A 26,726-nucleotide genomic window follows, 5' to 3' on the forward strand; every position below is an offset into this window, starting at 1 on the left:
CGGCTGTTCTTTTAGATTGTAGCTTGATTACTGTGTAAAGAATGACTCCTAGAATATGAGAAAATTTTCTTAATAGTTTAGTAGGACATTTAAAAATTAAGAAATGGACAGTGATCTTAATTTGAAAAACTTGATCATTATCTTTCAATTGATAGTCAATTTTGGTATAATCAATCAGAGGTCAAATGACCTCATTTTGTTTTTTTGTCTGGCTTATATTTATTATAGTTGGGGTGATATAAAAATGAATTTATCCTTTTTAAACAAACAAAAAAGTGATGGGAAAAAATCTATTCGGGCCAGGATCACCCTTATATTTATTTTAGTGATTATGATTATGACTATAGCCTTCTTTTTTTTCATGATGAGAAAAGATATGATCAGTAATGTATATCAGCAAGATATGGATACAAACCTTAAGCTGAATCAATTATCCCTGGAATTAAATAATAACTCCAGGATATTTAATTTGTATTTTCAGACCAGGGATCAGGAAGATTTAAATAATTATATTGAGTCAAGAAATATGATAAGAGAATTAGTGGTTGAGTTAAAGGATAATGTAGCTGTAGATAAAGACAGTCGTATTTTTTACAGGACACTCTCTAATATGCTGGTTTATCATGATGAATTAGTTAACGAAATATTTACTAATAAAATATCAAATGCTGAGACTTATCAAATTTTAACTGATCTTAGAACCCTTTATTCATATATGAATAGTCATGCCCAAAAATTAATCATTTCCTATCAGGACTACAGCAGTAGTAAATATATGGATTTATTAGAGGAATATCAAGCTATGGAGCGACGAATATATATTTTAACTATTCTGATCAGTATTATCTGTCTTTTTTTTGCTCTGGTTCTTTCTAATGATATTTTAATAACAATAGATAGGCTTTCAGCCTCTGCCCGCTCTTTATCAGCAGGCCACTGGGAGGTTCGCGATATAAAAGAAAATAAATACCGTGAATTGAATATTATGGGTCAGACTTTTAATTTAATGAAACATAATATCAATAAATTTATCAAGGAGCTGAAGCAAAAATCTGAACTGGAAAATAAATTAAACAAAGAAAAACTTGCCAGTGTTGAAAAAGATAGATTAATTAAAGAGACCCAGTTAATGAATTTGCAGATGCAGATAGACCCTCATTTTCTTTTTAATACGTTAACTACAGTTGCCAGAATAGCTTTATTTGAAAAGGCAAGAAAAACAGAAAGACTAATTGTTGCTATTTCCAGAATTTTAAGATATAACCTTGATAATAAGGGAAAAATGGTAGAAATATCTCAGGATTTGGAGGTACTGCAGGCATATTTATCAATCCAGCAAATTCGTTTTCAATCACAGATGAAGTTTAATATCCAAATAGAAGGAAATATTGCGGGTATATTGGCCCCGCCCATGATACTGCAACCAATTGTAGAAAATGCCATAATTCATGGACTGGCAGATATAGATGAAAATGGGAAAATAGATATTAAAGTTATTAAAAAAGAAAAATATCTAGAATTTAAAATAATAGATAATGGAAAAGGTATTGATTCAGAATACCTTAAAAATATTTTTCAAAAAAAGGGTGGTAACAGGGGAAGATCAACAACAGGTCTGGGGCTGGCAAATGTGAAAAAACGTCTTGAATTGCATTATGGAGAAGAGTTAATCAGCATAAATAGTGTTTTAGGTCAAGGAACAGAAGTTATAATCCAAATTCCACTGAGAAAGGGGGGGGATATAGATGATAAAATTAATGATTGCTGAAGATGAATATATGGAAAGAAAGGCTCTTAGGTATTTTCTGGATAAGTATTATAGTTCTGAAATTAAAATAGTTGCAGAAGTTGCCAATGGGGAGAATGCTTTAAGTCAGGCCCTTATACAAAAGGTCGATATTATTTTATTAGATATTCAGATGCCTAAGTTAGATGGTTTAAAGGCTGCGGAATTAATAAAGGAAGATTTTGCTGATATCGAAATAATAATTCTCACTGCCCACAGCAAATTTGAGTATGCAAAAAAATCAATTCATATTGGGATTAGCGATTATCTAGTTAAACCCTACCTGGAAGAAGATTTTCGGGAGGTTTTAGATAAAACCATTGAGAAAATCAGATCTAAAAAAAAGAAAAAATCTAGTCAGTTAAATCTAAAAAATAAACTAGCAGAATTAACACCATTACTAGAACAGGAAATAATCCTGGAAATCATTTACGGAACTAGTTTATCTTTAAAAAAATTTGTGGAACATAAAAAATTGTTGGACATTAATTCTAATAACTATATGTTTCTGATTATTGGTGCATCTGATGTTTGTATGTATAATAAGGAATTATTAACTAAAATTAAAAAGAAAATTAATAGAATTATTGATCGAATTATTGCTTCTATAGCTCTGCAAGATATGGTGTTTTTATTATTAGATGATGAAATTGCTAGGATAAAAGAGTCCAGAGAATTTAAGGAGCTTATCTTTGAGCTTAAATGTGATTTTAAACTTAACTACCATACTGAGATCATAATTGCTCAAAGTCAGGTATATAATGAGGTAGGGGATATATATCATTCTTATAATCAAGCTAAGTCTGTTTTAATGGATGAAGGAAATAAGATCAAAAAACCATATCAAAGAGAAAAAGTTATTTGTGGTAAAATTATTGACCGGGATCTTGATGCTGCTGTCAAAGAATTTAATAATATCTTTAGTATTTTGATAGAATGCTATGGTAAAAATGCAGGAAACATAAAAAAATACCTAAAAGAATTTATTATTTTGCTTAATAGGGATATTAAAGATTATTTTGGTAGTGACATTGAGTTGTTTAGTACACAGCAAGTAGAAAAAGAGATATTTTCTTTTGAAGACCTTTATGATATTAAGATATATATACAGCATCTAATAAGTAAAGTTGTATCGATTATATTAGAATATCAAAAAGATGGTAAAAATCAAGTTATAGAAACAGTTAAAAACTATATAAAGGAAAATTATAATGAAGACATTAGTTTAAGCGAAATGGCTGAATATACCTCGTTTAGTCGTTATTATTTGAGTAGATTATTCAAAGAGGTTGAGGGTATTAATTTTAAAGATTATCTAATTAAGGTCAGGATGGAAAAGGCCAAAAAATTATTAAAAAGTGGGGAAAAAATAAAAGACATAGCTGATTTAATTGGATATTCAAACCCCAATTATTTTAGTAGTGCCTTTAAAAAATATACAGGTATTTCCCCTACAAAGTATTTAAAAGCTTGATTTTTTAAATAATAATTTAAAAAAGGCAAGAAATTATAGAAAACAGCAATAAAACATATAGTTTTGATAATTTATAATTGATAGAATTTAATTAATAAATTATTAAGGGGGAAGAGAAAGTGAAAAAAATATTTGTGTATGTTTTATTGGCTACCTTAGTATTTTCATTAGGAGCACAGGCTGCGGAGATTACTCTACGTTTAGCAGACAATCAACCAGAAGGATATCCTACTGTTGTTGGGGCTAAAGAATTTGCCCGTTTGGTTGAAGAGAGAACTGATGGGAGAATTAAGATTGATGTATATGCAGGTGGAATTCTGGGAGATGAGAGTTCTACTATAGAACAGGTGCAATTTGGTGCTATTGACTTTGTAAGGACATCAATTACTCCAATGGCTAATTTTGAACCTGCTATGAATGTTTTATCATTACCTTATCTTTATCCAAGTGAAGAATATATGTTTCAGGTTCTCCAGGGAGAGATTGGGGAGAGTGTCCTTGATGGATTAAAAGATGATGGTATTGTAGGTCTTACCTGGTATGATTCAGGTGCACGTAGTTTTTATATTGCTGATAAAAAAGTAACAGGTCCTGAAGATTTGAAAGGATTAAGGATTCGTGTGCAGGAAAGTCAGTTAATGATGGATATGGTAGAGGCATTGGGTGCATCCCCAACTCCAATTGCCTGGGGTGAAGTTTATAGTGCCTTACAGACTGGTGTAGTAGATGCAGCTGAGAACAACTACCCTGGTTGGTATTATAATAGCCATCATGAAGTAGCACCTAATTTCGTAGAAGATGAACACAATCGTATTCCAGAGTTAATTATTATGAGTAAAATCACCTGGGATAGTTTGAGTGAAGAAGACCAGAAGATTATTAAACAGGCTGCAGTTGAATCAACTGAAGTCCAACGTGAAGCCTGGGATGCTAGAACAGAAGAGGCCAAAAAACTGGCTGTAGAAGAAGGTGCAAACATTACCACCCTGACAGCTGAACAAAAACAGGCTTTCCAGGATGCTGTAATGGATCTTTATCCAAAATACAGTGCAGGATATGAAGACCTGTTAGATAGTATTCTTAATTTTGAAATGGAAGAATAGAGTTAGTTAATAATAAATATTAATATTCAAATCAAGGGTGGGGAATTTTTTCTCCGCCTTTTATAAAGGGTGGAAAAGAATGAATAAAAAAGAAAAAAATCAGGGACCCCTTGTTAAGGGTTTAAATTTTTCAGAAAAGATGATTAGTTATATCGCCATGTTATTTTTAATAATAATGATACTTATAGTTAGTACTACAGTTTTTACCAGATATGTTTTTAATTATACCTTTCGCTGGTCAGATGAGGTTGCACTCTTAATGATGATCTGGTTTGGTTTTATTGGGCTTGCACTGGGTGTTAAAAATTCTATTCACTTAAGTATTGAGTATTTCATGAGTCTTATTCCTGATAAGTATCAAAAATGTATTTATCAGTTAGAGAATGTTTTAGTGGGTTTTTTTGGCTGGTTTATGCTCAAATATGGGTATCAATTATATATGAGAACAAAAGCCACCAGATTGCCGGCAACCCAATGGTCAAGGGGTTTATTATTTATTATGCTTCCGATTTCAGGTGTCCTGGTACTATTATATTCCCTTGGTAAAATGTTTAATTTTATAAAACAAAAAGAGACTAAAACTGCTGCGGTTGCAAAAGATGAAGATGATAAAGGGGGGAATTAAATTATGGACAAAGCGATTATAATCTTATTAGGTTCTTTCTTAGTGATGTTAGTTCTTAGAATCCCTATTGCCTTCAGTCTTGGTATTTCAACACTACTTACAGCCTTTTATGTAGGTTTACCTCCTATGGTAGTAGCACAGCAGATGGTAAAGGGGATTAATTCTTTTTCTTTGATGGCTATCCCTTTCTTTATTATAGCAGGAGAGATTATGGGTCAGGGTGGGATATCTGACCGTTTAATCAAATTTTCCAATGTGATGATTGGATGGATGCGCGGGGGGCTGGCTATGGTCAATATTTTAGCCAGTATGTTTTTTGGCGGAATTTCTGGCTCATCAGTGGCTGATGTTTCTTCTATTGGTACTATTCTTATACCAATGATGGAAAAGAATGGCTATGATAAAGATTATTCAATAAATGTAACTATTACTTCATCAGTACAGGGAATTATTATTCCCCCCAGTCATAATATGATCATATATGCCCTGGCGGCAGGTGGAGGAATTTCTGTTGCTAAACTATTTTTAGCTGGTGTTGTGCCTGGTGTTTTGCTTGGTATAGCTTTAATGGTATTGAGCCATCATATAGCTGTTAAAAGGGATTATCCGAGAGAAAAAAGGATTTCTTTTAAAGAATCTCTGAAGATTGTTCGGGATAGTATTCTTGGTCTGCTAACAGCATTTATTATTATCGGTGGGGTAACAAGCGGTATTTTCACAGCCACCGAGTCAGCTGCTATTGCTGCCGTCTATGCCTTTATAATTACTTTTTTTGTCTATAAAGATATACCTCTCAAACAAATGGTTGGTATTTTGAGGAATTCTTTGAGTACACTCTCTATGGTTGTAGCAATAATTGCTACTTCCAGTGCTTTTGCCTGGATGATGTCTTATCTACAGGTGCCAAAAATGATTACAGAGGGATTACTAAATCTATCCAATAATCCAGTTATTATTCTTTTAATTGTTAATGTAATACTACTATTGCTGGGAACAATTATGGATATGGCTCCACTGATTCTTATTGCAACACCAATCCTACTGCCTGTTGTGACAAGTGTTGGTATGAACCCAATTACATTTGGTGTAGTAATGATGTTAAATCTGGGGGTAGGATTACTTACACCCCCTGTGGGTTCAACACTTTTTGTAGGTTGTTCTATTGGTGGTGCTTCAATTGAACGGATAGCGAGAAAGTTAGTTCCTTTTTATCTGCTCTTAGCAGTTATGGTTTTATTGTTAACTTTTATTCCAGAACTGACATTATGGCTGCCTAATTTTCTGATGGGATAGTATGGTAATAAAATACAATCTATTATCTCGATTAGATATATAAGATTTAAAATAAAAACCTCTGTAAAATTACAGGGGTTTTTAAAGTTAAACTGTTGACTATTTTTGATTCTTAGTATAATAATCCAAGGGGATATAGATTATTTTACTTATATTGTTTTTATTTGTCTTAATATTAACTTGTTCAATAGCATAAGGAGCATCAATAGTAATTGGTGTAAACTTTAATCTGGTTTGATATAAATATTGAAATATAAATTCCATATTAAAATAATTTGCAGAGATAATAAATTTGATATATTTATATGCAGGTATCTTTTTCCCAAGAAAAATAGAAGGGGTATCTTCCGGTAAAGGGGCCTTATATGCTATTAGTTTGGGTTGCATATGACGATAGTTTATAGGATTAAAGTAAATGATAAAGTTTTCTGGATTTTCTTTTACAGTTTTCAATTTGTTTATAATTTGATTTTGTAATTTATTAGTGATTTTTTTATTTGTAACTAGACCTACAAAATAAAGAGCCTTTTCATTTATAATTTCTGTTTTAATATTAACCATGATGTTATTTATATAATCCAGATATTCTTGTGTTATTGCTTGTTTAAGTACTAATTTATCCAGGTCTTTTTTAGTTTTGATATGGCTGGGTAGGTAGTTAAACATTTTTGTAAAGGCTCTTGTGAAGGTTTCATGGCTGTTAAATTGATATTCAAAGGCTATATCGATAATTTTTTGCTCATTATTGATTAATTTTTTTGCAGCAATTGATAATCTGCGTCTCATTATATAATCATAGGGACTATGCCCTGTAGTTTTACTAAAAATACGAGAAAAATAATAAAGAGAATAACCAATATGATTAGCAATTTTTTCGACAGACAAATCATTTTTCAAGTTATTTTCGATGTATTCAACAGCTTTATAGATATCTTCAATCTTTTTCATATATTATCATCCTAAGGCTTTTTTCTTACAGGAATATAAATATCTACTGCTGATTCCTTTATTTGGTCCATTCCTTTAAAACGCTCATCATAGTATTGGATATTGTAATTATAAGGACTTTCATAACCTGAATCTGGAAGCCATTTATTATATATTTGGTTCTGCCAATCAGAATTAATTTCATTACCCTTTAGAGTGAAAACGGCATATTTGCTTGCTGGTAGTTGTTTGGCGACACAATTAAGAGGTATATATCCTATTTTTTCTACTAACACACCTACAAATACTTCATATATACCAATTTTCATTGATTCTTCTGTAGTTATAAAGACTTCCAGAGAAACATTTTTTTTGATTCTGTTTTTTATTTGTTCAGGATATTTACTTAGGAATGTTTCAAATCTATTCCATAAACGGCCTATTTCATTGTTTTCATCCCAAAATGCATGATTACTAAAAGGGTCACCATAAAAATCCATTCCTAACAAAAACATTGTATTTTCATAAATGATTTTTTTTGCTTCCATACTAATTCCCCCTATTAAAGCAAGATAAGTCAAATTAAATTCCAAAGAGATTAAAAAGCTAATAATTATAGGGCAATAAAGGTCAAGATATTTTCTTTATTTCATATTATAATATTTTTAAATAAATATCAAAATATTTTTGGGAGGTTGAATTATATGAGTAAGAAAGAGTTTGTCATTAATCCATTAGGTTATGTAAGGCACAATGGTACAGGATTTTATCTGGAATTACTGGAGAAATATGCAGGGGCAAGTAGGGGGTTAGAGGGGTTTAATTACATTAATGTTTTGTGGTGGGCTAATTTAACTGATGGAAATGAATATAGAGCAATTTTGGAGTGTGAACAACCTTATAAGGGAGCACCTGAAAAAGTAGGGGTTTTTGCAACGAGATCTCCGGGTAGACCTAATCCCATTTCACTATCATCGGTAAATGTACTAAGCCTTGAAAAAGGGAAGATACATGTAGCTTATATAGATGCTGAAGATGGAACACCAATAATTGATATAAAGCCATATCATCCGTCATTAGATAGAATTAGGGATGTGAAAGTACCTGATTGGTGTAGTCATTGGCCGAAATGGTATGAAGATTCAGCAGTTTTTAATTGGGAAGCTGAGTTTATAAGTGCAAGGTGATGGTTCAAAATAAAGATTAAATATGATATAATAAATATCTCAGAGATAAAAAAATTATGTGAAGAACATTTTAAAAAGACATTTTAATAAGCCCAAATTTGTGAAAAGGTGCTGTATAAGATAAGAAAACAGCACCTTAATTTTCTTTATAGTCCACTTTACAGAGTACATTTAATGGAGGAGTCCCAAAAAATGAATAGATGTCCTTGGTGTGAAAAAAATGACTTATATATTAAATATCACGATCAGGAATGGGGGTTACCTGTATTTGATGATAGAAGATTATTTGAATTTCTTATTCTTGAATCGGCTCAAGCTGGCCTTAATTGGCTGACCATTTTAAAAAGAAGGGAAAATTACCGCAAGGCATATAACAATTTTGATCCGCTTAAAGTAGCTTCATATGATGATAATAAAATTGCAGAATTAGTTAGTAATCCCGGAATCATTAGATATAAAAGAAAGATTGAAGCATCTATTAACAATGCTAAATGTTTTATAGATGTTCAGCATGAATTTGGTAGTTTCTCTGATTATATCTGGGGATTTGTCGATTTTAAGCCGATAATAAATACCTTTACAGATTTAACTGAAATACCAGCCCAAACGAGTTTATCTCAAAAAGTGGACGAAGACCTTAAAAAAAGGGGGTTTAAATTTATTGGGCCGACGATTATTTATGCCTATTTACAGGCAATTGGTATTGTCAATGATCACCTACAATCTTGTTTTCGTTATAAAGAAATAATTAGTAGTTACTCTGAATATTAAGGTAATATAATTAGTCTTATATAAAATCTTTTTTCTCTTTTCAAGTTTTCTATTGAGTTCTTATAATAGCGGTTTGTTGAAAAAACTTGACCCAGATACTAAATAAAAATAATTATAATGTTGATACAGTGCATGATAGAGAAATTGGAGTTTAAACTTAGTTTACATTTTTATTTTAGTATATTGATTAGTGTTATTAAGCTTTTGTTTATTTTATTTATAAAGAGGGGGATATTACTTTGAGTACAATATTAGTAGTGGATGATGACCCACATATTCGAGAATTACTCAGAGTGTTTTTGAAAAAAGAAGGTTTTGATACTCAGGAAGCATTAGACGGAGAGGAAGCCCTTGTCAAATTAGAACAAGTAAAGGTAGATCTTGTAATTCTTGATATAATGATGCCAAAGATGGATGGTTGGCAATTGTGCAAAGAACTTAGGGGGTATTATGATATTCCTATATTAATGCTGACTGCAAAAGGGGAAACTAGTCAAAAAATCAAGGGATTTCAATTAGGTACTGATGATTACTTGGTTAAACCCTTTGAACCAATGGAACTGGTAATGAGGGTTAAGGCTTTATTGAAGAGGTATCAAATTGCTGTTTCACAAAAAGTAAAGATCGGAAAATTAACAATGAATCATAAAACATATGAAACTTTAGTGGGGAGTAAAATATTAGATCTACCCCTTAAGGAATTTGAACTCCTATTTAAACTGGCCAGTTTTCCTGGAAGGACTTTTACCAGAGACCAACTAATCGAAGATATCTGGGGTTATGATTTTGACGGTAATGAACGAACACTGGATGTACATATTAGCCGTTTGCGGGAGCGGTTTCCAGAGGAGGAATACTCCTTTAAAATTAAAACTATTCGGGGTTTAGGTTATCGTCTAGAGGTATTTTCATGAAGGTAAAGCATAAGATCTCTGGTTTAGTAAGATTTATATTAATGTTAATATTTTTGGTTATCATGTATTCAGCAGCTTTTTTCATAACAGATTATATATATAAAATATTGGACTGGGAACTCAATGAGTTGTTAAATCAGATTATAAATTCAATTTTCGGTTTGATTTTAACTGGTCTAATGCTGAGTATTATTCGAAAGATTGCCCTCTCCAAAGGGTGGATGCGGAAAAGGGATGCATTTGGGACAATAATTGAAGCCGTGGAAAGAATAGCAACTGGTGATTTTAGTATCAGGTTGGACGATGACGATATTCATGAACATTACCCGGTAGCTAAGTTAAGGGAAAGTGTAAATAAGATGGCCCTGGAACTGGATAAGATGGAAAATATGCGTCAGGAGTTTATATCTAATGTATCTCATGAGATTCAATCCCCCTTGACTTCTATTAGTGGTTTTGCAGAAATACTGGGAAATGAAGAACTTAGTTTAGAGGAGAGACAACACTATCTGGGTATTATTCGGATAGAGAGTAAAAGGTTATCAAGGTTAAGTGATAATTTGCTCCAATTAGCATCACTGGATGCGGAAACAATTAAGTTTGAACCAGAAGTATATCATTTAGATGAACAGGTTAGGAATCTTATTCTGGCATGTGAGCCTCAGTGGGCGGTAAAAAAGGTTGAAATAGAGCTTGTGCTGGATAAGGTAAGTATTACTGCTGATAAGGATATGTTGACACAGGCCTGGATTAATTTAATTAATAATAGTATTAAGTATACACCTGAGGGTGGAAGGATAAAGATTGAGTTATATCAAGAGTCCAAAAAAGTACTTTTTAAAATAACGGATACAGGAATTGGTATTGCTGAAGAAGACCAGAAGCATATCTTTGAACGTTTTTTTAAAACAGATAAATCTCGACAGCGTTCAAAAAAAGGAAATGGTTTAGGACTGTCCATAGTTAAAAAAATAATAGATATGCATCATGGTGAAATTGAAGTTGATAGTAAGCTGGGAGAAGGAACAAGTTTTACAGTATTGCTGCCAGTTAAACAATAGTGAAAACAAAATATAAAATTGTTTGAAATACAGTCTGAAGGTATTAGAAGACTGTATTTTTTTATGTCAGGTAAATTATATTTATCTTGGGAATAAGTAATATTTGCGTTTTAAGTTTAAATTCAGTTTAAATTGCTATTATATTATTTTAGATGAAGGGAGAGGTAAAGATGATTGAAGTGAAAAACTTTACAAAAAAATACGGAGATTTTATAGCAGTTGATAATATTTCTTTTAATGTGGAAGAAGGAACAATATTTGCTTTTCTGGGCCCAAATGGGGCCGGCAAATCGACAACTATTAATACTCTTTGTACGATACTTGATAAGACAGAGGGCGAATTAACTATCAATGGGAACGATGTAAACAGGCATAAGTCCAGAGTGCGCAAGGATATTGGGATTGTATTTCAGGAGTCAACCCTTGATAAACAATTAACAGTAGAAGAAAATCTTAAATTGCACTGTGATTTTTATAGTATACCTAAATATCAAGTAAAAGAGAGAATTGATTTTGCACTGGAACTGGTAGATTTGCTGGAATGGCGGAGATCTTCTGTTAATAGTCTTTCTGGTGGTATGAAAAGGAGGGTAGAGATTGCCCGTGGTCTGGTACATTATCCCAGAGTATTATTTCTTGATGAACCTACTGCTGGACTTGATCCGCAGACGCGGGCTAATATCTGGGATTATATCTGTAAGCTGCAGCAAGAAAAAAATATTACCATTTTTTTAACCACACATTATATGGATGAAGCTGAAATATGTGATATGGTAGCTATTATAGATCAAGGTCAAATTGTTGCCTTTGATACACCTGATAATCTTAAAAATTTATATACTACAGCAACTATAAAGGTTAAAGTGTCTGAAAAAAAGGATTTAGAAGAATATCTTAAAGGACAATCTATCAATTACCAATTGGCAGATAAGCAATTTACTATTGTTTCATCAGCACTTAATGAAACCTTAGAAATTATTTCAAGATTTAAATTTTTAATCATAGATATAGAAGTTTATAAAGGGACTTTAAATGATGTATTTCTGGCTATAACTGGAAAAGAAATCAGGGAATAACAAATAGAAAGGGGATTAAAAAACTATGCGTGCAGTAAAAGCAATATTGATTAGAAATTCAATAAATTTTTCGAGAGATAAAATGAAATTATTTTTTACAATATTGATGTCAATTTTATTTCTCTTTATATTTTCCTTTGTAATGAAGTCAGCAGCTATTGGGGTAGAGAAACCATTAGATTATCTGATAACTGGTATAATAATAATGACGGTCTTTCAGTCTGCTCTAAGTAATTCCATGAATACCCTGGAGGATATTTCCAGCGGATTCATGAAAGAAATTCTGGTTTCCCCGGTAAGTAGATGGCAGATTTCTATAGGGCAAATTCTTTCATCATCAATTATTGCGGTATTTCAGGGTTTGATAATAATTGTAATAGCTTTAATTATGGGTCTAAGAATTGATCTATTTCATCTGATAGAAATGAGTGCTTTTATGATTATAGTAGGGATTACTTTTAGTTCAATAGGTCTATATCTGGCAACTCTGGCTAAAAGTTCAACAACATTTCAACTAATGATAAATGTATTTGTAATGCCCTTGACCTTTTTATCAGGGGCGTATATTCCAATAACAGTAATGCCGGGGTTTTTAAAGCCGATAGTATATTTAAATCCTCTGACTTATATAACAGCTATTTTTCGATATATTTCTTTACAAATGGAGACATCATCTTCCTTAGAACTAATCAAGGCAGGTGTAGCATTTAGTATTAAAGGCTTTACTATTTTACCATATATGGGATTGTTTATTATACTAGCCATATGTTTAATATTTTTTGGATTATGTGTTTACCAGTTTAATAAAGCAGATTTTTCTCGTGTTCAGGTTTTTACCCATAGACATTAAAGAGTTGAATAGAATAATTAAGCAGGGTGGTAAATTATATATTGAGGATGGACATCAATCCCGTGAAGAGTCTTTGAAAAAAATAAAAGAGTCTAGTTTGTGGGAAATAGAGGCTAAAAAGGATACTTATTTGATATGTAAGGCAGTTAAATATTAAAATTTAATAGGTGTTAATAATATTTTTTAATGAGGGTTTTGGATAATAGTTCAAATGCCTTCTTTTTTTATTTGCTTTTATATAAGGGTATTATTGTGGTATTTCTAAAAGAAAAAGCACTTAATATAGCTTGTGTTTAGTTGATTTTAGTTTATAAATAGTATATAATTGAATTATAATTAATAATTCTGGAGGTGGAATTATGTCAGAAAAAAAAGAGCTGATAACTGCTCAGGATGTGGCTGAAAGTCTGGATCTTTCTGTTGAAACTATCTGGAGGTATACAAGAGAGGGGAAAATACCCTTTATTGAACTGGGTAAAAAACAATACCGTTATAAACTGGCTGATGTTATTAAAGCATTGACTGATCCGGTTGTTAAAGAATCAAAAGCTGATTATAAAACAGGGAATCAGAAAAATTTTACATATCAGGATTATTTGAAACTTCCGGAGGAACCAGGTTATCAGTTTGAAGTACTGGAGGGCTGTCTGGTTAAGGAACCATCTCCAAATGTTATGCACCAGCGGGTTTCCCGCAGGCTCCAGCGAATTCTAGAAGATTATTTCTATAAAATTGATCATGATGGGGAAATTTTTAATGCACCTTTAGATGTAACTTTCTCTAATACAACTGTAGTCCAGCCTGATTTATTTTATATATCAGCTAATCAAAATAAGATAATAAAAGAAAAACGGATTGATGGTTCACCTGTACTGGTAGTTGAAATTATTTCTCCCTATAACCCCCGTAAGGATCGACTGCAAAAGATGCGAATTTACCAGAAAGCCAAAATAAAACACTACTGGCTGGTAAATCCAGAAGAGAGAACCCTGGAATGTTTTGCTCTTCGTAATAATGCTTATACTTTGCTTGCTTCAGGGATGGATGAAGATATTGTAGAACATCCAGATTTTCAAAATTTAAGTATTCCCTTAGAAAAATTGTGGCATAAAAGTAGTATGTAATTTTCTAATCCTCTATTTTTTGAGTATATGCAGGGTTTTCATTTTTTAGGTCTAAATATAATGAACCATCTGTATTTAGTGATGCTAAAATGACTTTTGATAGGTCATCAATATTTTGCTTATATAACTCTTTATATAGCCAGTTAAGATCCAGATTGTTTTGTTTTAGGTTTTGTTCCAGAACTGTACCATCTTTGATTAATTCAGTGGCTAGCCCCTGGTAACTAGTTTTTAGACCCAGGTCTTTAGGGGTTACAGGCTTATAAGGTGTTTTTTTGAGTACACTTAATTTACCATCTGCCTCTAATACAGCAAATTCTACTTCATTTAAATTAAAAACCTTATTTTCCCTTAATTGCATTTCTAGGGCATCTAAAGTATATCTGGCTTTTAACATGTTTTTTTCTAAAATTTTGCCGTTTTGAATAATTACTATGGGTTCTCCCTTAAATAACTTTCTTATTTTTAAACTTTTTAATGTTGAATATCCTAGGGCCAGAGTGCAGATAACCATGACAACTGGACTAAGTAAAACGGCATGTCCTCTTACTTCATTTACAACATATGCCCCGGCAATTGTACCAATAGTTACCCCTGTAACAAAATCAAAAAAAATATTTTCTCTCTATATTCAAAAATATTTAAAGTTTATGATATTATCTTGTATCCTTAGATATACTGTGGTATTATCAAAGATAAGGTGATTTATCCTATATTTATAGTGGTGGTGTTATTAGATGATAATACTTTCTGAAATCAACTGGAAGAAATTATTGCTTTTAACTATTGTTTTTATCATGATTGTTATTATATTGCGTTTTTTCATCTTTACTTTAACCCCCTTTTTCTTTGGTTTAATTATAGCTACAATTATTGATAAACCAGTTGAGCTAATCTCAAAAAAAATTCCTCGCAGTCTTGCTGTTTTAATTATGGTTGTTCTTGTTTTAAGTGTTGTCCTTTTACTTACTTCATTTATTATCACAAACAGTGTTTATGAATTAATATATTTGTCCCGTTATTTACCACAATACCGGGAACAGATAATGGATTATGTTGATGAGGCTCTATTAAAACAACAGGAGTTATTTGCTAGGATGCCTGATGTTATTTCTAATGTTTTACAGAGGAACCTGGATGCTCTTTACCGCCGAGGAGAAGATGTCTTATCCAATATTATCGAAAAAACAGTAAATATAACCTTTAATATACCGGGTTTAATTATTTTGCTCTTATTTACTATCATATCTGCTTTTTTTCTCAGTAAAGACAAAGAAAAGATTGTTGGCTATCTTAAGAAAAAAACTAGATTCTCAGATAATAAACAGTCCAATATTGTTAATGATATCTTTAGTTATATCAGGGTTCAATTACTTATAATGAGCAATACTACTGTGTTAACTGCTATGGTATTTTATTTTTTGAACTATCCCTATGCAATCTTATTAGCTCTTTTATCAGGTGTACTGGATTTGATTCCAGTGGTAGGACCTGGTGCAGTCCTCTGGCCGATGATAATATACAATGTAATTTTTAACCCTAAAAATGCTGTGATAATATTTATTCTTTATTTAATTATAATTGGCGCCAGACCAACACTGGAAAGCAGAATTTTGGGGAGGAATATAGGGGTTTCACCAATAATTCTTCTACTGGGGGTTTACCTTGGTTTAATTACATTCGGCTTTCAGGGTGTTATACTGGCACCTATTTCCATAATTATATTTAAGTCTATTCTAAATACGGGGATAGATTTCTAACTGGCTGCACAGTTTGATAGGGTGGTGCATATTATTTTATTAAAGTTTTGTTGACAAATAGAGGTTTATATAATAAAATTAATATCGTTATATCTAAATATATAAATATAATTTTAAATTTAGGGGGGATTAAGATATGGGTAGGATAAACCTTAGTATAAATCAATCTTTTACTCTAATTAAAAAATACGCCTGGATATTAACTCTAGTAGTAGCAATTGGTGGTCTGTGGTATCCCAGATTGGGTCTTTTGGTTATGCCAATCATGATATCCCTGATTACAATGTCATTCTTTAAAGGGCGGTACTGGTGTGGCAATTTCTGTCCACATGGGAGTTTTTTTGATCAATTATTAAGTTCATTCAGTAAAAATAGGAAAATCCCTGGAGTTTTTAGGTCAAAGATAATAGCAGTCCTATTTTTCCTGTTTTTTTCATATAATTTGGGCAGAAGGTTTCTGAATACAGCAAAATTATGGGAGACAGTAGAATTCTGGGATAAATTAGGCTTTATTTTTGTAGTCAGCTATCTGATGGTAGTAATTGTTGGTGGAGGGCTAAGTATTTTTATTAGTTACCGCACCTGGTGTCATATCTGTCCAATGGGTACAATGCAGAGAATGTCTTATAGCCTGGGGAAATTACTTGGTATTGCTAGAAAAACCGACAGTAAGGTCACTATCAGTCGGAAAGATTCATGTGTTAGCTGTGGTAAATGTGCAGCAGTTTGCCCGATGCAGCTTAGCCCATACACAGGCTTTTCAGAGATGAAACAGTTTGATAATGAATTATGTATCAGGTGTTCAAAGTGTGTGGAAAATTGTCCTTTAGGGATATTAAGTTTAGCTAAAGAGGCATAAGATGTGATTATATAAAAGGGAGATGTTGTTCACCTCCCTTTTTATAATTTATTTATATCTGACCGGACAAAAATTGTACTATGAGGGATACCAGTACCACGATAAGTGATACAATAAAACCCAGAATCATTGGTTGGATTCCTGATTGAAGCATTTTCCTGAGGTCGGTTTTGAGACCTACAGCAGCCAGGGCCATAGCCATTAGAAATTTGCTGCCCTGTTTAATAGGTGTATACAGATTGGCTGGAATAAGTCCCAGGGTATTTATAATTGAGCCCAGGACAAAGATTAATATAAACCAGGGGAAGAGATTGCTAAGCCCTGGAGTTGCTTTTCCACTGGATAGCTTTTTTTCCCTGTTATGATAGCTTGCAATAATAGAGAAAAGCAGAGTAATGGGTACTATAGAAGTAGTTCTGGTAAGTTTTACAATAGTAGCAAAGTTCCCGGCAGCATCACTAAAGGCATAAGCAGCTGCTACAACTGATGAGGTATCATTAACAGCTGTCCCGGTCCAGAGACCGAAGGCCAGGTCTGACAAATTGAGCGCCTTCCCCATAAGTGGAAAGAGCAGGATCATCAACACATCAAAGATAAAAGTAGCTGACATGGCATAGGCTATATCTGTATCATCAGCTTCCAATACTGGGGATAGGGCTGCTATAGCTGATCCTCCACAAATACCGGTCCCTGCACCGATAAGGTTACTTAGCTTCCAGTTTATTTTAAGTAAGTTGCCAAAAACATAGGCTGAACCGAAGGCTGCTGTCAGGGTAAAGACCATGACAAATAAGGAATATTTTCCTACTTCCAGAACCTTACTGATACTTAAACCAGTGCCTAGGAGGATAATCGCCAGGCGGAGGAGTCTTCTAGAGACAAAATCCAGTCCTTCTTTGAGTTCATTTTCTACCGGGGATATAAAATTACATAAGATACCGATAAATAACGCCAGAATACTCCCCCCAATGATAGGGAGTATCTTACCCATTAAAACCGCTATAACTGCTATCAGGCAGGTCATCCCAATACCAGAGCTTAGTTTTTTAGCCTTATTAAAGTAATACATCATCAACAATCCCTTCTCTTGATTTATTAGTGGATTTTTACTTGCAAGAATTATTATAACAGAGGGTATTGTATAATTAAAATAATATGTTATTATAATATCCATAAGTAATTACTAATAGGAGGGAATAGGATTTGTTGAGCTTACGACAGCTTAGAATCTTTATTTTTGTTTGCAAAACTGGCAGTATGACGAAAACAGCTGAAGAATTATATATGACACAACCAGCTGTTAGCCAGACTATACTTGATCTGGAAGACAGCTTAAATGTCAGATTGTTTGACAGGATCAAGAATAGTCTGGTTCTGACAAATACAGGAGAGATACTCCTGGAATATAGTCAAAAAATAATACATTTGATGGAAGAAACAGAGGATGTAATAGACAGAATAGTCAATATAAAACAAGGCGGTTTGAGGATTGGGGCTAGTATGACTATTGGTACGTATTTATTGCCGGAAATTTTAAATGGTTTCAGGGAAAGGTTTAGTGGGGTGGATTTGCCTCTGATAGTAGATAACACAGTTTTAATTGTAAATAAGATTCTCAATAATGAACTGGACCTGGCCCTAGTAGAGGGACCGATTAACTCTCCAGATATAATTGTTGAGCCTTATTGTGAAGACAGCTTATCTCTGGTCTGTTCAGTAGAACATCACTGGTCTCAACGGGATTATATAGACCCTGCAGAAATTGAAGGTGAAAAATTAATTATCAGAGAGGAAGGGAGTGGAACCAGAGACCTTATCCAGAATACTTTTTTGCAACATAATGTGTTATATAATATTGCACACACTATAAATAATTTTGAAGCAATTAAAAAGGCTGTTTCAGCCAATATCGGTATATCTTTAATCCCGGCAATAGGTATAAAAAAGGAGATAAAAAAAGGAGAACTAAAAGAAATTAGACTTGAGGATATTAGCTTTAAGCGTCTTTTTAAGCTGATTTATCACAAAGATAAGTATCTGACAGGGCTATTTAAGGAATTTTATGATTATATTTATGAATATAAGGATAAAAAACTTTAGTAGTTATGCTGCATTGACAGTATGGATTATATTTCCTAATAAAAGATGGTAAAGTATGAAGGAACTGCCAGCTAAATATAGAAATTTATAGATAGTTAGAAGAAAGTTTTGCTGAACATTAAAGGAGATATATAATTACTATGTTTAAAACAGTCTTAAAAACCAAATTTGAACTTCCTTTGACCAGGAAGATTTTCTGGAAGAACAGGAAACTTTATAAGGAGTTTTCTCTACTGGATAAATATCCACTTACAGTTATTCAGGCCCCATTAGGATATGGAAAGACTAAGAATCTAGCTCTTTATTTAAAGGATAATTTCCCGGGTAATAGTCTTTACTGGTATAGGTTGCATAAAGAAGACAATAATATAATTGACTTGTGGCACGGCCTGGTTTATTTGTTTTATAAATATCAGGGTAAAACAGGTGAGCTGTTTTACAATAACGATAAAAATAAATTAGAACTAATTATCAATAATCTGCTTAATTACCTTGATGATAAACTGACTGCAGATACCTTTCTTGTTCTGGATAATTATCAATTAATTAATAAGCAGGAAATAATTTCTTCGCTGGCATATTTTATTGACCTGATTCCTAACAGATTACACCTGGTTTTAATCAGTAGGAATATGATATCCTTTCCCCAGATAAGCAGCTGGCAGATAAATAAAGAGGTTTTCTTTTTAGATAAAAGCAATTTTCTTTTAGATAGAGAACAGCTTGAAGATTTTCTGCTGATACAACATCACCTGCAGCTATCTGCCAAAAGATTGGAGCAGCTGCTTTCCTGCACAGAGGGCTGGTTGGTTGCTGTTGATTATATTGCTGATTTGATTAAAACTGGGAATGCGCCAGTTGATTTAGCAGGTCTTGTTAATGATGATAATAATTTAATGGATTCTTTTTATAATTATCTGGATTACGAAATATTAAATAATTCCAGGATATTAAATAATGTATTGAAAAAATATTTATTAGAATCCTCTATACTTAAGGAATTAAAGCTGGATATTTGTCAGGAATTTATGGAAGTGACGGACTGTGAGGAGTTGATTAAGTATTTCCTGGAAATTGGTTTGCCCTTTAAAAAGATTGGCAGGGGAGTATATCAATATAATAGTTTGTTCCATGACTACTTAAATAATAGAGCTAGAGAAAAATACAACTTTGAAACCTTACATCAAAAGGCCTTTAAGATTTATAAAAATAAAGGGATAGCTGAAGGAGAGGTTTATCATTTAATAGAGTTAAATGCTCAGGAACCACTTGTTAATCTCATAAAAATAGAGGCTGCTGAGTGGTTGAAGAATGAACGTTTTGATTTACTGGAAAGCAGTCTTGAACATCTGCCCAGGAACTGTTATATTCAAAACCCAGAATTATATATCTGTCAGGGTGACCTCTTTTTTTGGCAGAACAAGCTTGAACAGGCCCTGAAGGTATACCAGCAGGCTGAAATTATATCTTATCAAAAAGGGGATAGTTGTGTCTTAATAAAGGCCTTATTGAAATTGATGAACTTATATTTTTCTGTTCATTCTATTCAGGGTCTGTATTATCTGGATAAGTTAAAGGGCTATAAGAACGATTTGTCAGCTGAGCAATATCAGGATTATATCTCTAATAAGATTACTGCCATGTTTATAACGGGTGATGTAAAGGGGGCTTCTTCCCTTTTAGCTGGTTTAAGTGATATGGGGGGGGATATAGATAGATTTAAGGCTATGACCTCTTTTATAGAAGGCAATTTGCAGGAAGCGGTTGATTTTATTCTTTCAATAGATAGTTCTGAAAGGGATTATTTTCTTGAATCATTACATATTGTAATCCACCTTTTCAGGGGAGAGAAATATCATGTCAGGGAGCTTTTGTGGAAAGGCATGGAATCTACGACAGGTATTATTAGTTTAATTTTTGAGAGATTAGAATTAACCCTTTTTGAAATTATGGGTAGCTATAAGGCCAGAAATAACAGGGTTAAATACAGACAACTGTTGAAAGATACCCGTGGTTCAATTTTAGATACCTCCTGGTATAACCGGGAGACTGTTATGTCATTACTTAACTGGGAGGCCTATTTTGGAGATCCGGAACGGGGTCTTAAGTTTGCAGAGGAAAGAATGGCTAGGCTGAAGGAAGAGGATTACTTTTATAAGATACAACTTAAGCATATGATGGGCATTAATCATTTTGCTCAAGCAGAATATACATTAGCTCGAAAATGTTTTAATGAGGCAGTAGAAGCGGTTGCTTCTCTTGGTAATCAATTAAATACAGCTGTATCCCTCTACTGGCTTGTTTTGACCAGATATCAAGAAGGATTAAATTTTGAGTCAGATATTAAACACTTACTGGAATTGGCTAAAACTAATTCCTATGACTTCTTATTTATTACTACTAATATATTATCCAGTCTTGACCCCAACAACTTCATCCCTATTTTACTGGAGTGCCGGGCTAAAGGTATTGAGAGGGATTATATCAATAGCCTGTTAGCCAGGGTAGATTTCCTAGAGATAGAGCAGCACCCAGGTTATACATTACGATTTAAAACACTGGGAGGATTTAAGTTGTACCGGGGGAATAAAGTGGTGAAAGATGAAGAATGGAAGAGGAGTAAGTCACAAGAACTTCTTTACCTTTTTTTAATAAATTATGGAGAGAGTTTACCCAGAGAAAGGCTGTATAATTACCTGTGGCCGGATAAGATTGATAAGACAGCCAAGCAAAATTTTTATGTTGCTTTTAGCAGTCTAAATAAAATTCTGGAACCAGATAGAAAAACCAGTCAGCAGGCTTGTTTTATTGAAAGTAATGATTCACATTATGGTTTAACAAGGAGATTTGCCTGTTCATATGATGCTGACCAATTTGAGGAATTGATTTCAAGAGGCAGGAAAAGTGATAATGAGTATATTAAAATTAAATATTACCAGGAGGCTGTTGATATATATCAGGGCAATTTTTTGCCAGATGTAATAGGGCTACCGTGGGTTGAGGAAGAACGGGAGCGGCTAAAAAAAAATTATCTCAGGGCTGCTGTAGCAATTATGGAATACTATTATTATAAAAATAAATATCAAGTCTGTATAGAGACGGCGGATAAGATACAGACTGTGGATAACTGTATTGATGAACTCTATCTCTATAAAATGAAAAGCTATCATCAACTGGGGAAACATGGTATGGTAATAAAGACATATTATGAATGTAATGAGATTTTTAAAGATGAGTTAGGGATTGCCCCGGATCCTGCTGTCGAGGATTTCTATAAACGAATATCTCTATAAATTTTTAGCACCCTGTTCAGGGTGTTTTTTTGTTACTTTAGTCCAGTTTTTAAAAGGAAAGCAGGGTTTTAATCTATGATAAAAGAATATTTATAAGTAAATATATATTAGTTGAGGGGGTCTTTAAAGAGGTGAAGTTTACTTGTAGAATATTTCTCTCAATACTGATGATTTCAATTTTATTATCGTTAGTATTAGGATCTTATAATATAATTACTTTAATAAGACATAATAGAGAGGAACTGGATAAATTTGAAGAAAATTTGATAATTGCTTATGACCAAATGGTTAAAAATGAAGTGTCTACAGCTATTTCTGTACTTAATTATGCCTATCAAGAGCAGGAAACTGGTAATCTCTCAACTGCTGAAGCAAAAGGACTTGCTAAAAAATTAGTTAGAGAATTACGATATGGTGATAATGGGTGTTTTTGGATAGATAATCTAAATTATGAATTGATTGTTCATCCTATGATTCCTGAAAACGAAGGGTTAAACCGCCTGGATCTTACTGATCCAGCAGGTGCGGAATTAGTAAAAGAAATTATCAAAGGGGTTAAAGAAAATAATGGAACATATACAGAAACAATGTGGGAAAAACCCGAGGATTTAGGAACAGGAAAACTTACCCGCAAAAGGGTTTATTCCCAACTGTTTGAACCATGGGGTTGGATTGTTAGTACTGCTAATTATATGGATCAAATAGAAAAAAGGGTTGAGGTCAGAGCCGAGGAAGCCAGGGAAAGCCTGACCAAGGTTATTTTTAGGGCTGTTTTTCTTACATTATTTATCTTGTTACTAACAACAGTATTAGCTTTTTTCTTCAGCCAAAAGATTTCACTGCCTATTAAAAACCTGAAAAACCGGCTTGGAAAAGAAGCGGCTGATATTTTAAATGCTGAAACTGAAGTAGTATCAAGTGATGAATTTAATCAATTAAGCAAAATTATCAATTTAGTGATTTCCACTTCGCGAGGTTTAATAAAGAAATTCAAGTTGATATCTAGCGGTCTTAATCAAAAAAATCAAGAATTGACTACTTTGATTCAAGAAAGCAGACAATCTTCTAAACAGATGGTAAAAACAATTAATGGGTTTACCAAAATTGCCTCTGCACAGGCTAATGATACCCAGGTAAGTGTAGCTGCCATAAAAAAATTGGCAGATTCCCTGGATAATATAATATTACAGACTAATACGGTTATGGATGTTGTCGAAAAAACTGGAAAATTAAGCAATGAAGGGATACAGGCTGTTAAGGCACAGAAGGAAAAAATGCAGGATAACAAAGAGGCAAGTGATAAAGTTGCCAGGGCAGTTGGTGTTTTAGCCAGTCAGGCAGAGGATATTATTAAAATTGTGAATACGATTAAGGCAATCTCCAACCAGACAAATTTACTGGCCTTAAATGCCGCTATTGAAGCCGCCCGCGCAGGACAGCATGGCAAAGGATTTGCAGTAGTTGCAGAGGAGGTCAGGGGATTGGCTGTTGAGACAGAAAAAGCTACCCAGGAGGTAACAGATATAATTGAACGGATTAGAGAGAATATAAACCTGGTTTCACATGAAATGGATTTGACAGGAGAAGCGGTTAACTCACAGGTCCAGGTAGTTGATAGGGTCAGTTTTATATTTGAAGGAATTTATGATAATATCTGTAATCTTAATGATAAAGCCCGGTTGATTAAACAGGCTAATGAAGATAGTTCACAACAGATTTATGTAATGGTAGAGATGATCAATAATCTTAGTGAAAGTGCTGAAGAAACTGCTGCCGGTGCTGAAAAAACCTCAGCGATATCACAAGGACAGAATAATATCACAGAACAGCTTTCCTTATCAGTAGATGATTTTGTAAGTCTTACAGAAGATTTAAATGGAATCTTGGTTAATTATCAAGTAGAGGATTAATCTTAAAAATCCTTGACAGTGAAATTTAATAATGTTATACATAGATTAAGAAAAATGATTATTACAGAAATTATTTGAAGTTTAGGACTAGTGAATGGAAAGGGGTATCTAAATTATGAAGGCTTTATTAATTGTTGATCTCCAAAATGATTTTTGCCCGGGGGGAAAACTGGCAGTACCAGACGGGGGTAAAGTTGTTCCGGTAATTAATCAGTTACTAGATAAATTTCCCCTGGTACTGGCCTCTCAGGACTGGCATCCGGTGAAAACTGTCCACTTTGATAAGTGGCCGGTTCATTGTGTAAGAGAGTCTGAAGGAGCTAAATTACATCCTGACTTAAAAAGAAAGAAAATAACTAAGGTTTTTTTAAAAGGGACAGATAACAAAGATGATGGTTATTCAGTTTTTGAGGCTACTAATGATGATTTAGAAGGTTTTCTGCGGGGGAATAATGTAGAGGAGCTCTATCTTACTGGTCTGGCTACTGAGTATTGTGTAAAAGCTACAGCTATAGATGCTGTGGAAAAGGGTTTTAAGGTATTTGTAATTAGAGAAGGTGTGGCAGGTATTAAGGAAGAGGATGTAGAAAAGGCAGTAAAAGAGATGGAAAGTAAGGGGATTAACTATATTAATTATTCCAGCATTTAAATTATAGATTATTTTACCACCCTATTAAGGGTGTTTTTTTTGTTAAAAACTCAAAACATAGGTTCAAAATAATAGTAACTAAGATTTTGTTAGTACTTTTGTTAGTACTTTTGTGCTATATTATAATAAATAGCGTAAAAAATCGATATTTGTCGAATGACAGGATATGTTTATCTTTAGCTTGGACTCGGAAAATATTGGCAAAAGGTTAATAACAAATTAAGAACTAGGAGGAGAAAAGTATGCATTTTAAAGATTGGTCGATAAGAATAAAATTTATTGTAACGTTTGTTTTAGGTATATCATTATTAGTGGTCCCTTCTATTGTAGTTCTAAGAATAATAATTAGTAATGAAGCAAAAGAAGCGGCTGTGGAAAAAGCAAGATCGGATTTAGCTACTGGGTTGGCTATTATAAATGAAAAGTATTCAGGAGATTGGAAATTGGAAGGCAATAAATTATATAAAGGGAATACCTTAATAAGTGGTAATAATGAGGTGGTTGATTATATAGGGGAATTAACCGATGATATTGTAACAATCTTTGCTAATAACATCAGAACAACAACTAATGTTAAGGAAAATGGCCAAAGGGCTGTGGGAACTCCGGTATCTGATGTAGTAGTGGAAACGGTCTTAAGGAATGGACAAACCTATTACGGGGAGGCTGATGTGATAGGTACTCTTTATCAAACTGCCTATACACCAATAAAAAACAGTCAGGGCAAAATTATTGGGATATGGTCTTTAGGTACTTCCAAAGAATTTGTTAATGGTATGATTAATAGTGCTTTTAAGGGGTTAGCTTATATTTTATTAATTGTATTGGTAATAACACTGCCCCTAATCTTTTTTATTTCTAAATTAATTGCTGATCCTCTTATTGACTTAACACAAATTATTAATAAACTGGCAAATTATGATTTGACATATGATGAAAATAGTAAAGCAGTCAATTATCTAGAAAGAAAAGATGAGATAGGTCAGATTACTAATTCCCTGGTAACAATGCAAGAGAATTTCAGTAATCTAATAAATGATGTCAAAGATGTAGCTAACCAGGTAGCTGCCTCAAGTGAAGAACTCTCTGCTTCAGGTGAACAGGTAGGAGAAACAGCTGAACAGGTAGGTAGTGCAATTGAGAATGTAGCCTCAGGTGCAGAGGAACAGTCGGCTCAGATAGAGGAAACCAGTAAAAATGTTGAGCATATGATTAGTCAGGTTAAAGAGGTTAATTCAAGTTCTGTTAACATGAGTAGTTCTGCCAAAACTGTGATGGGTAAAATAAAAGAGGGGAAACAGTCAGTAGATAAATCAATTAATGAAATAGATAATGTAAAAGGAGATGTCCAGGGGGTTGCTGGTATTATAGAGTCTCTGGGTAAGGCTTCAGGAGAGATTGGAGGTATTATTGAGATTATTAATAGTATAGCCAATCAGACCAATCTCTTGGCTTTAAATGCAGCAATTGAAGCCGCCCGAGCAGGGGAAGCAGGTAAGGGTTTTAGTGTAGTGGCTGAGGAGATCAGGGGACTGGCTGAAGACTCAACTAAGTCAACCGAAAAAATAGCAAATTTGATAAAACAAATCCAACATGATGTAAGTGAAGCAGTTAAAAAGATGGATAAAAGTATGTCTACAGTTAATAGTAGTGTAGTATCTATTGAAGAAAATGGGCAGATTTTTAATGATATAAATCAGGTCTCTAATGAATTGATGGAACTTATTACTGGTGTTAATGAAAAAAGTAAGGAACTAGCTGAAAATAGTGATAAAATATCACAGGCTATAAATAATGTTGCGGCAGTAAGCCAGGAAGCAGCAGGTAATGCAGAAGAGGTAGCAGCCTCCAGTGAAGAACAGATTGCCTCAACTGAAGAGATAGTCTCAGGTGCCAGAGAACTGGCCGATGTGGCTGATAAGCTGGCTAATGAGGTTGATAAGTTTAAATTATAGAGGGCAGTG

At 33.2% G+C, this 26,726-nt stretch carries 23 protein-coding genes; 19 read left to right on the top strand and 4 right to left on the bottom strand.

Going from position 1 to position 26,726, the window contains the following annotated elements; genetic code table 11:
* The first annotated feature begins 244 nt into the window (after window positions 1-244).
* From GM661_RS01075 to GM661_RS01095, 5 genes are all read left to right on the top strand, one after another.
* Window positions 245-1,768, top strand: a complete 1,524-nt coding sequence (locus tag GM661_RS01075) for a sensor histidine kinase (protein WP_230868375.1) — start codon at window positions 245-247, stop codon at window positions 1,766-1,768.
* Entirely contained in the window at window positions 1,746-3,260 is a 1,515-nt protein-coding gene (locus GM661_RS01080; RefSeq protein WP_230868376.1) for a response regulator transcription factor, read from the top strand. The genes GM661_RS01075 and GM661_RS01080 overlap by 23 nt, the downstream gene beginning before the upstream one ends.
* 119 nt (window positions 3,261-3,379) lie before the next feature.
* Entirely contained in the window at window positions 3,380-4,363 is a 984-nt protein-coding gene (locus GM661_RS01085) for a TRAP transporter substrate-binding protein (protein ID WP_230868377.1), read from the top strand.
* A 79-nt stretch (window positions 4,364-4,442) separates the two neighbouring features.
* Window positions 4,443-4,988 (top strand): TRAP transporter small permease, encoded by a 546-nt coding sequence (locus tag GM661_RS01090; protein ID WP_230868378.1) that lies wholly within the window; start codon window positions 4,443-4,445, stop codon window positions 4,986-4,988.
* 3 nt (window positions 4,989-4,991) lie between these two features.
* On the top strand, window positions 4,992-6,281 hold the full coding sequence (locus tag GM661_RS01095) for a TRAP transporter large permease (protein ID WP_230868379.1): 1,290 nt from the start codon (window positions 4,992-4,994) through the stop codon (window positions 6,279-6,281).
* A gap of 99 nt (window positions 6,282-6,380) precedes the next feature.
* On the opposite strand, the gene GM661_RS01100 is transcribed toward GM661_RS01095, so the two are convergent.
* On the bottom strand, window positions 6,381-7,229 hold the full coding sequence (locus tag GM661_RS01100) for a helix-turn-helix transcriptional regulator (protein WP_230868380.1): 849 nt from the start codon (window positions 7,227-7,229) through the stop codon (window positions 6,381-6,383).
* Between the two features lie 11 nt (window positions 7,230-7,240).
* Window positions 7,241-7,756: a GyrI-like domain-containing protein gene (locus GM661_RS01105; RefSeq protein ID WP_125987337.1), complete on the bottom strand. Its 516-nt coding sequence runs from the start codon at window positions 7,754-7,756 to the stop codon at window positions 7,241-7,243.
* A gap of 156 nt (window positions 7,757-7,912) precedes the next feature.
* Here GM661_RS01105 and tsaA point away from each other — a divergent pair, with 156 nt between their 5' ends.
* The 7 genes from tsaA (at window position 7,913) to GM661_RS01140 (ending at window position 14,191) form a co-directional block, all read left to right on the top strand.
* Window positions 7,913-8,395: a tRNA (N6-threonylcarbamoyladenosine(37)-N6)-methyltransferase TrmO gene (tsaA, locus tag GM661_RS01110; RefSeq protein ID WP_230868381.1), complete on the top strand. Its 483-nt coding sequence runs from the start codon at window positions 7,913-7,915 to the stop codon at window positions 8,393-8,395.
* Between the two features lie 192 nt (window positions 8,396-8,587).
* Entirely contained in the window at window positions 8,588-9,166 is a 579-nt protein-coding gene (locus GM661_RS01115; RefSeq protein ID WP_230868382.1) for a DNA-3-methyladenine glycosylase I, read from the top strand.
* Between the two features lie 239 nt (window positions 9,167-9,405).
* Window positions 9,406-10,080 carry a response regulator transcription factor gene (locus GM661_RS01120; protein WP_125987343.1) on the top strand — a complete coding sequence of 225 codons (675 nt, stop codon included), beginning with the start codon at window positions 9,406-9,408 and terminating at the stop codon, window positions 10,078-10,080.
* Entirely contained in the window at window positions 10,077-11,141 is a 1,065-nt protein-coding gene (locus tag GM661_RS01125) for a sensor histidine kinase (RefSeq protein WP_230868383.1), read from the top strand. The genes GM661_RS01120 and GM661_RS01125 overlap by 4 nt, the downstream gene beginning before the upstream one ends.
* Window positions 11,142-11,311: 170 nt before the next feature.
* Window positions 11,312-12,217 carry an ABC transporter ATP-binding protein gene (locus GM661_RS01130; RefSeq protein WP_230868384.1) on the top strand — a complete coding sequence of 302 codons (906 nt, stop codon included), beginning with the start codon at window positions 11,312-11,314 and terminating at the stop codon, window positions 12,215-12,217.
* A gap of 25 nt (window positions 12,218-12,242) precedes the next feature.
* Window positions 12,243-13,067 (top strand): ABC transporter permease, encoded by an 825-nt coding sequence (locus tag GM661_RS01135; protein ID WP_230868385.1) that lies wholly within the window; start codon window positions 12,243-12,245, stop codon window positions 13,065-13,067.
* Window positions 13,068-13,426: 359 nt separating this feature from the next.
* A complete protein-coding gene (locus GM661_RS01140; RefSeq protein WP_230868386.1) occupies window positions 13,427-14,191 on the top strand; it encodes a Uma2 family endonuclease in 765 nt (254 codons plus the stop codon).
* A gap of 4 nt (window positions 14,192-14,195) precedes the next feature.
* Here the strand turns inward: GM661_RS01140 and GM661_RS01145 are convergent, their stop codons facing one another.
* Window positions 14,196-14,705 (bottom strand): DUF421 domain-containing protein, encoded by a 510-nt coding sequence (locus GM661_RS01145; protein ID WP_269059899.1) that lies wholly within the window; start codon window positions 14,703-14,705, stop codon window positions 14,196-14,198.
* A 223-nt stretch (window positions 14,706-14,928) separates the two neighbouring features.
* Here GM661_RS01145 and ytvI point away from each other — a divergent pair, with 223 nt between their 5' ends.
* On the top strand, window positions 14,929-15,951 hold the full coding sequence (gene ytvI, locus GM661_RS01150) for a sporulation integral membrane protein YtvI (protein ID WP_230868388.1): 1,023 nt from the start codon (window positions 14,929-14,931) through the stop codon (window positions 15,949-15,951).
* Between the two features lie 136 nt (window positions 15,952-16,087).
* On the top strand, window positions 16,088-16,810 hold the full coding sequence (locus GM661_RS01155) for a 4Fe-4S binding protein (protein WP_230868389.1): 723 nt from the start codon (window positions 16,088-16,090) through the stop codon (window positions 16,808-16,810).
* A gap of 52 nt (window positions 16,811-16,862) precedes the next feature.
* Here the strand turns inward: GM661_RS01155 and GM661_RS01160 are convergent, their stop codons facing one another.
* Window positions 16,863-17,879, bottom strand: coding sequence for a YeiH family protein (locus tag GM661_RS01160; protein WP_407929631.1), 1,017 nt, complete (start codon window positions 17,877-17,879; stop codon window positions 16,863-16,865).
* 134 nt (window positions 17,880-18,013) lie between these two features.
* Between GM661_RS01160 and GM661_RS01165 the strand changes: the two genes are divergently transcribed.
* The 5 genes from GM661_RS01165 to GM661_RS01185 all read left to right on the top strand — a co-directional run bounded on the left by GM661_RS01165 (window position 18,014) and on the right by GM661_RS01185 (window position 26,717).
* Window positions 18,014-18,910, top strand: coding sequence for a LysR family transcriptional regulator (locus GM661_RS01165; protein ID WP_230868391.1), 897 nt, complete (start codon window positions 18,014-18,016; stop codon window positions 18,908-18,910).
* 140 nt (window positions 18,911-19,050) lie between these two features.
* Entirely contained in the window at window positions 19,051-22,203 is a 3,153-nt protein-coding gene (locus tag GM661_RS01170; RefSeq protein WP_230868392.1) for a BTAD domain-containing putative transcriptional regulator, read from the top strand.
* A gap of 131 nt (window positions 22,204-22,334) precedes the next feature.
* A complete protein-coding gene (locus GM661_RS01175; protein WP_230868393.1) occupies window positions 22,335-24,113 on the top strand; it encodes a methyl-accepting chemotaxis protein in 1,779 nt (592 codons plus the stop codon).
* 115 nt (window positions 24,114-24,228) lie between these two features.
* Window positions 24,229-24,762 carry a nicotinamidase gene (locus GM661_RS01180; RefSeq protein ID WP_230868394.1) on the top strand — a complete coding sequence of 178 codons (534 nt, stop codon included), beginning with the start codon at window positions 24,229-24,231 and terminating at the stop codon, window positions 24,760-24,762.
* Between the two features lie 242 nt (window positions 24,763-25,004).
* Complete coding sequence (locus GM661_RS01185; RefSeq protein WP_230868395.1) at window positions 25,005-26,717, top strand: methyl-accepting chemotaxis protein; 1,713 nt, start codon at window positions 25,005-25,007, stop codon at window positions 26,715-26,717.
* Window positions 26,718-26,726 lie beyond the last annotated feature (9 nt).

The sequence above is a fragment of the Iocasia fonsfrigidae genome (assembly GCF_017751145.1).
GTDB classification, from domain to species: Bacteria; Bacillota; Halanaerobiia; order Halanaerobiales; family DTU029; genus Iocasia; species Iocasia fonsfrigidae.

Coding starts and splice junctions, on each gene's coding strand:
- GM661_RS01075 (WP_230868375.1), top strand. CDS start 245: ATGAATTTATCCTTTTTAAACAAACAAAAAAGTGATGGGAAAAAATCT.
- GM661_RS01080 (WP_230868376.1), top strand. CDS start 1,746: ATGATAAAATTAATGATTGCTGAAGATGAATATATGGAAAGAAAGGCT.
- GM661_RS01090 (WP_230868378.1), top strand. CDS start 4,443: ATGAATAAAAAAGAAAAAAATCAGGGACCCCTTGTTAAGGGTTTAAAT.
- GM661_RS01095 (WP_230868379.1), top strand. CDS start 4,992: ATGGACAAAGCGATTATAATCTTATTAGGTTCTTTCTTAGTGATGTTA.
- GM661_RS01100 (WP_230868380.1), bottom strand. CDS start 7,229: ATGAAAAAGATTGAAGATATCTATAAAGCTGTTGAATACATCGAAAAT.
- GM661_RS01105 (WP_125987337.1), bottom strand. CDS start 7,756: ATGGAAGCAAAAAAAATCATTTATGAAAATACAATGTTTTTGTTAGGA.
- tsaA (WP_230868381.1), top strand. CDS start 7,913: ATGAGTAAGAAAGAGTTTGTCATTAATCCATTAGGTTATGTAAGGCAC.
- GM661_RS01115 (WP_230868382.1), top strand. CDS start 8,588: ATGAATAGATGTCCTTGGTGTGAAAAAAATGACTTATATATTAAATAT.
- GM661_RS01125 (WP_230868383.1), top strand. CDS start 10,077: ATGAAGGTAAAGCATAAGATCTCTGGTTTAGTAAGATTTATATTAATG.
- GM661_RS01130 (WP_230868384.1), top strand. CDS start 11,312: ATGATTGAAGTGAAAAACTTTACAAAAAAATACGGAGATTTTATAGCA.
- GM661_RS01135 (WP_230868385.1), top strand. CDS start 12,243: ATGCGTGCAGTAAAAGCAATATTGATTAGAAATTCAATAAATTTTTCG.
- GM661_RS01140 (WP_230868386.1), top strand. CDS start 13,427: ATGTCAGAAAAAAAAGAGCTGATAACTGCTCAGGATGTGGCTGAAAGT.
- GM661_RS01145 (WP_269059899.1), bottom strand. CDS start 14,705: ATGGTTATCTGCACTCTGGCCCTAGGATATTCAACATTAAAAAGTTTA.
- ytvI (WP_230868388.1), top strand. CDS start 14,929: ATGATAATACTTTCTGAAATCAACTGGAAGAAATTATTGCTTTTAACT.
- GM661_RS01155 (WP_230868389.1), top strand. CDS start 16,088: ATGGGTAGGATAAACCTTAGTATAAATCAATCTTTTACTCTAATTAAA.
- GM661_RS01160 (WP_407929631.1), bottom strand. CDS start 17,879: ATGTATTACTTTAATAAGGCTAAAAAACTAAGCTCTGGTATTGGGATG.
- GM661_RS01170 (WP_230868392.1), top strand. CDS start 19,051: ATGTTTAAAACAGTCTTAAAAACCAAATTTGAACTTCCTTTGACCAGG.
- GM661_RS01180 (WP_230868394.1), top strand. CDS start 24,229: ATGAAGGCTTTATTAATTGTTGATCTCCAAAATGATTTTTGCCCGGGG.
- GM661_RS01185 (WP_230868395.1), top strand. CDS start 25,005: ATGCATTTTAAAGATTGGTCGATAAGAATAAAATTTATTGTAACGTTT.